Source organism: Achromobacter xylosoxidans A8 (genome assembly GCF_000165835.1).
GTDB classification, from domain to species: Bacteria; Pseudomonadota; Gammaproteobacteria; order Burkholderiales; family Burkholderiaceae_B; genus Achromobacter; species Achromobacter xylosoxidans_B.
In genome coordinates, this window is the sequence record NC_014640.1 from 3,956,591 (window position 1) to 3,968,155 (window position 11,565).

Below are 11,565 nucleotides of genomic sequence, written 5' to 3' on the forward strand. Positions count from 1 at the left end.
AAAAACGAAGGCCGGATGATACGCGAGGTAGGCGCAATCCCTTGCGCCAGATCGAGACACCGCCAGCCGCTGACGGAACTGCGCCCGCCTGATCAGTCCACCCGCCACCAACCTGGCAGCAGGCCGCGCACCTTGGCGCGGCGATAGCGGTCGTCGATCAGGTGCACCGTGCCCACGTCGTGCTCGGTGCGGATGACGCGGCCCGCGGCCTGCACCACTTTCTGCATGCCGGGATACAGGTAGGTGTAGTCGTAGCCGTTCTCCACGCCATAGCGCTGGTCCATGGCGCGCTTCATGTTTTCGTTCACGGCATTTACCTGCGGCAGTCCCAGCGTGGCGATGAAGGCGCCGATCAAACGCTTGCCGGGCAAGTCCACCCCTTCCGAGAAAGCGCCGCCCAGCACCGCGAAGCCCACGCCCTGCCCGGCTTCTGTAAAGCGCGCCAGGAAAGCGGCGCGGCCGGCCTCGTCCATGCCTGGGGTCTGCAGCCAGATCGGCACGGCGGGGTGGCGCTCGCGCATCAGATCCGACACCTGGCGCAGATAGTCGAAGCTACTGAGAAAGCCCAGGTAGTTCCCTGGCCGCTCCGCGTATTGCCGCGCAATCAGCTCGACGATGGGTTCCAGCGAGCGTTCGCGGTCGCGATAGCGCGTGGACACGTTGCCCACCACGCGCACCGCCAATTGCTCGGCCTGGAACGGCGCGGCCACGTCGAGCCAGGGCGTGGCCGCGGGCAGGCCCAGCGTGTCACGGTAGAACTGCTGCGGGCTCAGCGTGCCGGAAAACAGCACGGTAGCGTGCGCCGCCGCGTAGCGCGCCGCCAGATACGGCGCCGGGATCACGTTGCGCACGCACAGCACAGAAGGCGGTGTCTTGGCGCCGGCGGCGCTTGCCTCCGACCGGGTCACATCGAACAACGCGTGCGAGCCGAACTGTTCCGCCAGCCGCATGAACTGCAAGGCCTCGAAGTAGAACGCCAGCACCGGATCGTCCTGCGGCAACGGCGATTCGGCCATGTATTCCATGATCGCGCCCACCGCCTTCTGCACCGCGGCCAGCACCCCGGCCGCCACCTCGTCATAAGCCTGATAGCGTTCCGCCTGCTTCTTGTTGAGCGCATTCCAGGAGCGTTGCAGTCCGTCCAGGGATTTCTTCAGCGCCTTGGGCGCGGCGTAGCGCGCGGCCGCCAGCGAGGCCTGGTCGAGCTCGCCCGTGTACATGCGACGCGCCCGGTCGACCAGGTTGTGGGCCTCGTCCACCAGCACCGCCACCTTCCATTGGTAGACCTGCGTCATGGCGTACAGCATTGCCGTGGCGTCGTAGTAGTAGTTGTAGTCGCCCACCACCACGTCGCTCCAGCGGATCAGCTCCTGCGACAGGTAGTACGGGCAGACCTGGTGCTCGCGCGCGGCGGCCGCTACCGTGGCGGCATCCAGGCGCGCATGCGCCAGCGCGGCCTCGCGCGCCTGCGGCAAGCGGTCGTAGAAGCCCTGGGCCAGCGGGCAGGATTCGCCGTGGCAGGCCAGGTCCGGATGCACGCAGGTCTTGTCGCGCGCCTGCAGGTCCAGCACCCGCAGGCCAGGCGCGGCGGGCTGCGCGTTGACGGTGTCCAGCGCTTCCAGCGCCAGGCCGCGCCCCGGGCTCTTGGCCGCCAGGAAGAAGATCTTGTCCAGGCCCGCGCCCGGGCTGGCCTTGAGCAGCGGGAAGATCGTGCCCAGTGTCTTGCCTATGCCGGTGGGCGCCTGGGCCATCAGACAGCCGCCGTCGCGTGCCGTGCGGTAGGCAGCCACGGCCAGCTCGCGCTGCCCGGCGCGGAATTCGCCGTGCGGAAACTTCAGCGCCTCCAGCGCCGCATCGCGTGATTGGCGGTGCGCCAGTTCGGTCGTCGCCCAGGCCAGGAAACGTCCGCATTGCTCGCGAAAAAACGCTTCCAGCGCGGCGGCCTCGTGCGTTTCCGCCAGCACCGTCTCTTCCTCGGTGACCACGTTGAAATACACCAGCGCCACGCGCAGGCTACCGAGTCCGCGCGCCTGGCACAGCAGATGTCCGTATACCTTGGCCTGTGCCCAATGCACGGCGCGGTGGTTGTCGCGCACGCTGTCCAGCTGGCCGCGGTAGGTCTTGATCTCTTCGAGCTGGTTGGCCGCGGGGTCGTAGCCATCGGCGCGGCCGCGCACCAGCAGGGTTTCATGCTGCCCGGACAGGGCCACTTCGGTCTCGTACGCCGGCCCGCGGCGGCCCGTCACGGTCGCGTGGCCCGCCATGCCCTCCAGGCCCGTGGGCGCGGGCGTGAAGCGCAGGTCCAGGTCCCCTGTCCGCGCCGTAAATTCGCACAGCGCGCGCACCGCCACCGCGTAGCTCATGCCGCGTCCTCGCGCCAGCTGACGTGGCACACCCGCACCGGCATGCCGTGCGACACGCAGTACTGCAGCCAGCGGATCTGGTTGTCCTGCAGCTTGTCGCCCGGACCCTTGACCTCGATCAGCTCGTAGCGGCGCTCGGACGGCCAGAAGCGGATCAGGTCCGGCAGGCCGGAGCGGTTGGTCTTGACGTCGCGCAGCAAGCGTTCAAAGAACAGCTTCAGATGCGCGGCCGGCAGGCATTCCAGCGCCTGCGTCAGCAAGTCCTCGGACAGCGAACCCCAGAACACGAAAGGCGATTGCAGGCCCGACTTGTCGGCGTAGCGTTGCAGGATCAAGTCCCGGTAGTCCGGCCTGTCCAGCTGCGCCAGGCATTGCGCGAACAGCGCCGCGCGGCGCTGGTGGAAATCCGGCGCGTCCAGGTCGGCAGGACCACGTTGGAACGGATGGAAGAAGGCGCCCGGCAAGGGCGCGAATACGGCCGGCCAGCACAGCAGCCCGAACAGCGAATTAATCAGCGCGTTTTCCACGTAGTGCACGGGCGCGTCGTCCCGGTGCAGATGGTCGCGCGTGACGAACTCCACCGGGGCGGGCTCGGTCGGCCGAGCCAGCGTCAGGTCGGTGCGCAGCAAGGCGGGAGCCGGCTCGCGCGCCGGGACGCCCTGCCCCGCGCCCCGATACAGGCGCGGCCACATGCGCGCCAGGCGCTGGCTTTCCTCTTCGCTTTCGGGCGCGGCCTGCGCCTGCAGCGCCAGGGCCAGCGCATCATCGGGCCGCGCCATGCGCTCATACACGCGGATGCGGCGGTGGCGCGCGCCGGGATACGCGCAGGCCTCGTATACGCGTTGCGCCGCGTCCCAGTCCCGCGCCCGCTCGCAAGCCTGCCCGATGCGCAGCAGCACCTTGGCGCGGCGCTTTTCCAGCCAGGGATTGCCGCTGGCACAGGCCTGCACGGCCTGCATCAACGCATCGGCGTCGGCCCCTTCGTCCAGCGCCACGCGGCAGGCGTGCAGCGCCAGATAACAATCCACGTCTTCCCGCGTCTGGAAGGCGCGGGAAGATGCGTCGAACGGCACCGTCTCGTACTGGAACACGCCCAGGTCGGCCAGCACGAACTCCGACCAATCCTGATGCAGATTGCCGAAGAACATCAGGCGGAAGCGCTCGCAGATATCCGTCACGGTCACGCGCCAGACCGGCTCGTCCGCGCCCGGGTTCCATTGCGCGTAAGGCCGCGCCTCCGCGTTGGCCGCGCGCGCGGCCTCCAACAGATCGCCCTTGCGCGAGGCGAATCTGACCGGCACATCCGCAAACATGCGGTTCAGCTCCGGCTTGGTGTGCAGGCCGAACAACTCGTCCAGCGTCATCGGCGCCCGCGCGTCCAGCCAGCCCAGCGCCAACAGCGGCTGGGCTGCCGCCTCGGCCGCGCCGATCTCTTCATAGACCAGCCGGCCGGCGCGGAACCACGGGCCGCGCCGCATCAGCATGCGCACCATCAGCGCCTGGGAGGCCTGCGGCAAGGCCGGGAAATCCGCCATGAAACGGCGCTCGGCGTCATCCAGCAGGTCGGCGTAGCGCTCGCCCACCCACGTCAATGCGCGCTGGAAGTTGTGCAGATAGTAGTAGCGGTAGGCGGGAAACATCGGCCGGGCCGGATAACTGGATATTTATCCAGCAATCATAGCAGGCGCGGCCGGCTGGCGTGCGCCGCTTCAGTCCTGCCCGTGACGCAGCAGATGGAACCCTTCGCCTTCGTCCGGCTCGACGAAGTACGCGGTGATCGCGTCGTACTGTTCGTCCGTGGTGGTGTAGGGATGCGTGCCCGACGCGTTGCGGGCGCGCAGCCTGGCCTTGCAGACCTCGTCGGGCAGATCCAGGTAATGCAGCCGATGGGCGCAGCCGGCATCTTGCGCCACTTGGCGCAGCCATTCGCGGCTGCGTCGCGTGTTGGCCGGGAAGTCCAGCACCACCGACAAACCCGCCCGCACCAGCGCCGCCACGTGGCTGCCCATGGCGTTGCGCAGACGGCTGGCGCAGCGGGCGTAGTCGGCCAGGTCCACGATTTCTCCCGGATAGAGCGCCGCCAGCCAGCTGTCCTCGCTGAGCAGGATGGTGCCGGGCTGCGCCGCCAGTTGCTGCGCCAGCGTGGATTTGCCGGAGCCGATCTTGCCGCACAGGAAGTGCAGCATGGGCGTGGCCGAGGGGGAAGGATCAGTGGACATCATGAAGTGCTCTCCTGGGAAAAACTGCAGACAGGAGGCGGGCAACAAAAAACCCGCCTCTGGCGGGTTTATGTAGCGATGTACCGACGCGCGCTAACCCACCATGGACCTGATGGTGGTAATAATCAGCGCGAGGGAAGTTGCGGGACTATGCATGTAGCGTAGCGTGCGCCCGGCATCGGGGCTTGTCAAATCGCCCATGAAAAACGCGGCCCCGGCCATGAGTCCTTCGCCAGCTGCTGACCCGACACGGTACGCCCGTTCATCCACCTTGGCGAAACGCCTGCACGTGCTCAATCAAGGCTCGAAGCTTGGGAGGAATATTTCGCCGGCTGGGATAATAGAGATAGAAACCGGGGAATGTCGGACAGAATTCGTCGAGCAAAGAAATCAGTTCTCCGCGTGCAATGGTTGGGCGAAAGCTCTCTTCCATGCCGAAGGTGATTCCGGCTCCGGCAACCGCAAGCTTGATCATCAGTGCCATGTCGTTGGTAGTGATTTCCGGCTCAACCTGGACGCTGAAATCTTTGCCATCCTCTGCAAACTCCCAGCGATAGGGAACCGCCTTCGGCGCCGGGCGCCACCCGATGCAGCGATATCTCGGGAGATCCCGGGGATGCATGGGCATGCCATACCGATCACGGAAGGCCGGAGCGCACACCACCATTTGCCGTTCGTCGCCAACGATGGGAATCGCAATCATGTCCTGCTCGATCACTTCGCCCAGGCGAACTCCGGCATCGTAGCCTTCCGCCACGATGTCGAACTCCTCGTCAGTCACCGTGACGTCGAGCTGGATTTCCGGATTCGCCTGCGAAAACGTGCTCAACATCGCTCCCGAAAGAAAGCGCTCGGCAATCGAAGATACCGTCAGACGTAGCTGCCCTCGCGGAGGTCCCTGGAGGTTCACCGTGGCCTCGAAGGCTGTTCGCATATCGGCCAAGGCCGGGGCCACTTCGGCAAACAACCGCTCTCCCGCTTCCGTCAGACTGACGCTGCGCGTCGTGCGCCGAACCAGCGCAACGCCCATCATGCTTTCCAGCCGCGCGATCGTTTGACTTACTGCCGAACGCGAGACGCCGATGCGATCCGCCGCCGCCCGGAAATTCTTCTCTTCAGCCACGAACACAAACGTTGCCAGCGCATTGAAATCAGCGTCCATTGGTTAGCAAACCTTCCCAAGCCATAAAGCAGCGGCCAGCTTATCACGCCAATCAAGAGTACCTACAGTGCTGCTCATGGAGTTCATCTCTCCATGGAGTACACAAAAAAACCTCTCGAAAAGGAGATCAGTCATGGCTCGTGGAATGCCAACCATTGCCGGGATGATCCTGGCGACTTCGGCGCTGGCAGGATCCGCTTTGGCAACCGGAACCCCCGCCGTCACCGACACTACCGAGCGCCGCATGCAGCGGGGCTCGGAGGTCCTGCGCAGTCTGAACAAAGGCGCTACGCAGCCAAATCTGGAGCGCATGCGCGCCGAGTTTCCATTCCTGGCTCAGGCGACCGAAGGCTATGCATTGGGCGATGTCTGGTCCCGGGACGGCCTTGATCCCCGCATCCGCCAGATTGCGGCCGTCGCGGTGTTCGCGGCTATGGGTGAATTCGCTTTCATGAAGATCCATGCCCAATACGCCCTGAACATTGGAGTCGCCGAAGAAGAACTGAAGGAAGCCATATATCTGGTGACCGTGCCTGCCGGCTTTCCTCGCGCGATTACCGCGTCGCAAGCTCTGTCCGAAATCTTCGCCCAGCAGCGCGCGGCTACGGCCCAGGAATTCCGGGGGACGAAGCCATGATCCGCCCCTCCGTGCTTTACGCGGCCATTGCCATCGTCGCCGCAATTTCCGCCCCTCTCCAGAAAAGCGCCGCCCAGATGACTAACAACACCGCTCCCGCCACCCGACAAGTGGCAAACCATCCCTACGCCGGCATGTGGGTGACCAAGGATGGCCGGATACGCCACAACCTCCTGCCGAGCGGCCGCTATGACGAGGCGCGCGGAGAAATCGAAAGCGCCTATCAAGGCCGATACGAGGTAAGCGGCAACCACATTGAATACTGGGATGACACCGGCTTCACCGCCGATGGGGATTTCATCGATGGTGTCTTGCACCACGGCGGAATGATCTTGTATAGGCGCCAGCAAGAATAGGCGTCGCGCTTGGACTTTGGATTTGAAGCGGCGCCGGCAAACCGCGTGGCCTGCCGGCGCCGCCTTCCATCACGCTACGCGATGGAGCGGGGATATCAGCGTGCCGGCTGCGGCGCGGCCCCCACGTCCTTGCGCACCTTGGCCACGTCGGCCGCGGTGACGGCCGCCGCCTGGTTGCCCCAGCTGGACCGCACGAACGTCACCACCTCGGCGACCTCCTTGTCGCTCATGCGCCAGTCGAAGCCCGGCATCGCATAGGCGGTCGGCGCCGCCGTGGTGGCCGGCATCTGCGCACCCTTGAGCACGATGTGGATCAGGGAGGCGGGATCCGCCGAGTTCACCGTGGAGCTGAGCGCCAGCTGCGGGAAGGTCTCCGTGTAGCCCTTGCCCGTGCTGCGGTGGCAAGCCGCGCAGTTGTTGAGGAAAGCCATCGCGCCGTCTCCCTTGTCCTTGCCCGTGCGCAGCGCCTGTGCCACGGACTCGTCATAGGCCAGCGGCTTGGTCGCATCCTTGTTCACCGGCGGCAGGCTCTTCAGGTAGGCCGCGATGGCGTTCAAATCGGCGTCGGACAGATGCTGGGTACTGTCGCCTACGACCTGCGCCATGCCGCCGAAGGCGCCGGAATGGCCGTTGCGGCCGGACTTCAGGAATGCCACGATGTCGGCCTGGCTCCAGCCGCCCAGGCCGTCGGTGGTGTCGCCGCGCAGGTTCTTGGCCAGCCAGCCTTCGACCACGCCGCCCGACAGGAAGGCCGAACCGTCCGCCTCGGTCAGCGCCTTTTCCTGCAAGGCGATGCCGCGCGGCGTGTGGCAAGTGCTGCAATGGCCCAGGCCTTCGACCAGGTACTGGCCACGCAGCAGCGCGGCGCGGTCGGCACCTTGCGTGTCGGCGGTCACGGGCGCCGTGGCCACGTCGGGCGCGAACATCCAGCGCCACACGCCCAGCGGCCAACGCATCGACAAGGGCCAGATGATGTCGGTGTCCTTGTTCTCCTGCTTGACCGGCTCCACGCCGTGCATGAAGTAGGCGTACAAGGCCTTCACATCCTCGGGCGTGACCTTGGCATAGGCGGTGTACGGCATGGCCGGATACAGCGAGTGCCCGTCCTTGGCCACGCCGTGGCGCACGGCCCGGTCGAAGTCCTCGTAGGTATAGCCGCCGATGCCGGTGTCCTTGTCGGGCGTGATGTTGGTGGAATAGATCATGCCCAGCGGCGAATCGATGCCCAGGCCGCCGGCGAACGGCTTGCCGTCCTTGGCCGTGTGGCAGGCGATGCAGTCGCCGGCGCGCGACAGGTACTCGCCCTGCTTGATCATCTGCGCGTCGGCGGCGGCAGGCGTGCCGTCGGCGGCGAACGCCGCGCTCGCCGCCAGGGCGGAAAGAGCCGCAACAATGGTCTGCTTAATCATTGTGTCGTCTCCTTAAGCCTGGACCAGCGGGCCGGGGTTCTTCAGGTACTGGTCGCGGATGGCCTGCGCCGACCAGTAGGCCAGCGCCCCGACCAGGCCGGTGGGGTTGTAGCCCATGTTCTGCGGGAACGCGCAGGCCCCCATCACGAACAGGTTGGGCACGTCCCAGCTTTGCAGGTACTTGTTGACCACGCTTTCCTTGGGGTTGGTGCCCATGATGGCGCCGCCCGTGTTGTGCGTGCTCTGGTAGACCCGCGTATCGTAGCGCGCGCCCTTCTTGCGCACCCCCACGGCGTACTTTTCGGGCTTCATGGCCTTGGCCACTTCTTCCATGCGCTTGCCCATGTAGCCCAGCATGTCGAATTCGTTGTCATGCCAATCGAAGGTCATGCGCAGCAGAGGCTGGCCAAAGCTGTCCTTATAGGTCGGGTCCAGCGACAGATAGGCGTCGCGATACGACATCACCGAACCGGAAATGCCTATGGTCATGTGGCGCTGGTACGCGTCCTGCACGCCCGCCTTCCAGCCCGTGCCCCAACTGGGCGTGCCCGGCATGGTGGGCGTCTGCTTGATCGGACGGCCGCCATAGCGCACGTGGCGGATGCTGGCGCCGCCCAGAAAGCCCAGCGGGCCATGGTCGAACTGGTCACCGTTCAGGTCGTCCATGCCCACGCCGCCCGCGCCCGTGCCCACGAAGGGGTTGAGCTGGGTGCCCTTGGGCAGCAGCACGCTGACGCCGCCGTTCATCTGGTAGGCGTAGTTCTTGCCGACCACGCCTTCGTTGGTCTTGGGGTCGTAAGGCTTGCCGATGCCGGACAAGAGCAGCAGGCGCACGTTGTGCATCTGGTAGGCCGACAGGATCACCAGGTCGGCCGGCTGCTCGATCTCGCGGCCTTGCGCGTCGATGTAGGTCACGCCCACGGCCTTCTTGCCGCTCGAGTCCAGGTTGACCTTGATCACGTGGGATTGCGTGCGCAGCTCGAAATTGGGTTTCTTCAGCAGCACTGGCAGGATGGTGGTCTGCGGCGAGGCCTTCGAATACATGTAGCAGCCGTAGTTCTCGCAGAAACCGCAGAAATTACAGGGCCCCAGGCGCACGCCGTACGGATTGGTGTACGGCCCCGAGGCGTTGGCCGCGGGCGCCGGATACGGATGAAAGCCGACTTCGCGCGCCGCCTTGTCGAACAGCTGCGCGCCGTAGGTGGTGGTCAGGGGCGGCAGCGGAAATTCCTTGCTGCGCTTGCCCTCCAGCGGATTGCCACCTGCGACGATCTGGCCGTTCAGGTTGCCGGCCTTGCCGGAGGTGCCGCACACGTATTCGAACTTGCTGAAGTACGGTTCCAGCTCATCGTAGGTCACGCCGAAATCCTGGATGGTCATGCCTTCCGGAATGAAGCTCTTGCCGTAGCGCGTTTCGTAGCGGGAGCGCAGCTCCAGCTCTTCGGGCAGCACGCGGTAGTGCATGCCGTTCCAGTGGAAACCCGCCCCGCCCACGCCCGTGCCCAACAGGAACGAACCATTCTGCCGATACGGCACGGCCACGTCGTCGACGCCGTGGCGGATGGTCACGGTTTCCTTCGACAGGTCCTGGAACAGCTTGCCGCGCACGGAGTACGCCAGCTCGTCGGCGACCTTGGGATACTCGGCGTCCTTGGGCGTGTCCTGCATCGCGCCGCGCTCCAGCGCCAGCACGTGCAGCCCTGCCTCGGTCAACTCCTGGCCGAGGATCGCACCGGTCCAGCCGAACCCGACCAGCACCGCATCGACTTTGTCTTTTTTGATCGCCATGGCTTAACCCTTCTCCCCAGAGATCGACACGGGGCCGTAGGGATACTTCGCGTTGGGCTGGTCGGCCCAGTCCATGAAGTCCGCGCGCGCGCCCGGGAAACCCACCATCTTCCAACCCACCATGTTCTTGTTCCCGCCATACATGGGATCGGCGAAGAACCCTTCCTTGGTGTTGGAAAGCAGGAAACTGAAGAACGTCGTGGCAGGCACGCTTTCGAACTTGATCTTGCCGCCCTGCAGATCCTTCAGGATCTGTTCCTGCAGCGGCTTGTCCAGTTCGGCGTAGGCCTTGCCGTGCGTCTTCACGCACCAGGCGTCACAGGCCTCGATGCCGTGGCGGTAGACCTCGCGCGGATTCTGGCTGAGTTGATAGCCCAGTTCCGGCACCTGGTCGGTATGGAACGGACCTTGCATGTACCAGAGCTTGCCGTGGCCGAACGGCGTTTCCATCTGCCGGTCGATGAACTCTGGTACGCCGGCCTCGATGGCGCCGGGACCGTACTCGTCAGCGGGAATCAGATGATCCACCGCGGCCACGATGAAGGCCCATTCGGCCTTGGTGAAATAAGTGGGTGCGTAGGGCTTGGCGGCGCGCGCGGCGGCGCCATCCGACTCGTTGGTACAGCCCGTGGTCATTGCGCCCACCGCCAACGTCGACGCCGGCACGATGGCCAACGCCTGCAGGAACCGCCTGCGCGGCTTTGCGTCTTCTGTCATAGACATCTCCGTGAATACTCCAAGTTGTCCTAGCGCGCTAGCGAACATGAACCTGGAAACACGAACCGCCGAGCTAGTGACAACACGCTCTTCGCTTACCGAAAACCGACCCTTTCCCTACAACTGGAGCCTGGGAAAAGGTGCGCACATTATGCGCTCTTTGAGTCATCTGATACGCTCAAATGACCATATCAGATCGATTTTCTTGACATGCAAATAAGTTTTGCATTAAGGACAAAGTAAGAGGCTTTGCACTAGACCCGCATGACAACGGATTCACCCATGAACGAAAAAACCAAGACTTGGCGCAGCACCACGACGACGCGCAGCTGGAGCACCACGAAGGACCTGACGCCCGAACAGCGCGCCAACATCGAAGAGTTGCTGGACGGCGGAATGGATGGCGCTTCGGTGAGCCAAACCTGGAGCTATGCCGGCATCGAGAACGGCGAGTCCTTCAAGGTCGAGATCAAGGACGGCGCGGTCACGGTGAATGGCCGCAAGTACGACAGCCTGGACGAAGTCCCGCGCGCCGAACGCGAGCGCATCGAAGCGCTGCGCGCCGGCCAGGGAGACGGCGGCCTGTGGGACATGCTGCGCAACGCCGGCGTGGACGTGGAAAACCTGGCGCAGGGAATGAAGCAGCACGAGGCCAAACCGGAGTTCGTGATCGAAACCGATGATCCCGCGCCGGCGCAGGCGCGCGCATCGGCCGAAGCCGTTCCATCCCATGTGAACGCGGGCCTCCCGCCGGGCGCCGTGCCGGTCAAGAGCGGCGGCCTGCGCAGAACGCTGCTGATCGGCATTGCGATCGGCCTGGGCTGGTGGGTGGCGCGGGCGCTGAACCTGTTCTGAAGCGTTCACGTCCAGGCGTTGCCCATGAATTGTTTCAAAACTTGGCCTGAGCGCACCGC

Annotated in this window: 10 protein-coding genes; 3 read left to right on the plus strand and 7 right to left on the minus strand. The window is 65.0% G+C overall.

Annotation, left to right across the window (positions count from 1 at the left end):
• Positions 1-92: 92 nt before the first annotated feature.
• From AXYL_RS18260 to AXYL_RS18275, 4 genes are all read right to left on the minus strand, one after another.
• Complete coding sequence (locus AXYL_RS18260; protein ID WP_013394315.1) at positions 93-2,363, minus strand: ATP-dependent DNA helicase; 2,271 nt, start codon at positions 2,361-2,363, stop codon at positions 93-95.
• Positions 2,360-4,003, minus strand: coding sequence for a VRR-NUC domain-containing protein (locus AXYL_RS18265; RefSeq protein ID WP_013394316.1), 1,644 nt, complete (start codon positions 4,001-4,003; stop codon positions 2,360-2,362). The genes AXYL_RS18260 and AXYL_RS18265 overlap by 4 nt, the downstream gene beginning before the upstream one ends.
• A gap of 69 nt (positions 4,004-4,072) precedes the next feature.
• Complete coding sequence (locus AXYL_RS18270) at positions 4,073-4,585, minus strand: AAA family ATPase (RefSeq protein ID WP_013394317.1); 513 nt, start codon at positions 4,583-4,585, stop codon at positions 4,073-4,075.
• A gap of 259 nt (positions 4,586-4,844) precedes the next feature.
• On the minus strand, positions 4,845-5,744 hold the full coding sequence (locus AXYL_RS18275; protein ID WP_013394318.1) for a LysR family transcriptional regulator: 900 nt from the start codon (positions 5,742-5,744) through the stop codon (positions 4,845-4,847).
• A 133-nt stretch (positions 5,745-5,877) separates the two neighbouring features.
• Between AXYL_RS18275 and AXYL_RS18280 the strand changes: the two genes are divergently transcribed.
• Both AXYL_RS18280 and AXYL_RS18285 read left to right on the plus strand, forming a co-directional pair.
• Positions 5,878-6,381: a carboxymuconolactone decarboxylase family protein gene (locus AXYL_RS18280; protein ID WP_013394319.1), complete on the plus strand. Its 504-nt coding sequence runs from the start codon at positions 5,878-5,880 to the stop codon at positions 6,379-6,381.
• Positions 6,378-6,737 carry an Atu4866 domain-containing protein gene (locus AXYL_RS18285; protein WP_013394320.1) on the plus strand — a complete coding sequence of 120 codons (360 nt, stop codon included), beginning with the start codon at positions 6,378-6,380 and terminating at the stop codon, positions 6,735-6,737. Before AXYL_RS18280 ends, AXYL_RS18285 begins: the two co-directional genes overlap by 4 nt.
• Positions 6,738-6,832: 95 nt before the next feature.
• On the opposite strand, the gene AXYL_RS18290 is transcribed toward AXYL_RS18285, so the two are convergent.
• Genes AXYL_RS18290 through AXYL_RS18300 form a run of 3 tightly spaced genes read right to left on the minus strand, consistent with a single transcriptional unit; the run spans position 6,833 to position 10,651 of the window.
• Positions 6,833-8,146, minus strand: a complete 1,314-nt coding sequence (locus tag AXYL_RS18290) for a c-type cytochrome (RefSeq protein ID WP_013394321.1) — start codon at positions 8,144-8,146, stop codon at positions 6,833-6,835.
• Between the two features lie 12 nt (positions 8,147-8,158).
• On the minus strand, positions 8,159-9,934 hold the full coding sequence (locus AXYL_RS18295; protein WP_013394322.1) for a GMC family oxidoreductase: 1,776 nt from the start codon (positions 9,932-9,934) through the stop codon (positions 8,159-8,161).
• A gap of 3 nt (positions 9,935-9,937) precedes the next feature.
• Positions 9,938-10,651 (minus strand): gluconate 2-dehydrogenase subunit 3 family protein, encoded by a 714-nt coding sequence (locus AXYL_RS18300; RefSeq protein WP_013394323.1) that lies wholly within the window; start codon positions 10,649-10,651, stop codon positions 9,938-9,940.
• Between the two features lie 282 nt (positions 10,652-10,933).
• Between AXYL_RS18300 and AXYL_RS18305 the strand changes: the two genes are divergently transcribed.
• Complete coding sequence (locus AXYL_RS18305; RefSeq protein WP_013394324.1) at positions 10,934-11,506, plus strand: hypothetical protein; 573 nt, start codon at positions 10,934-10,936, stop codon at positions 11,504-11,506.
• Positions 11,507-11,565: the final 59 nt, after the last annotated feature.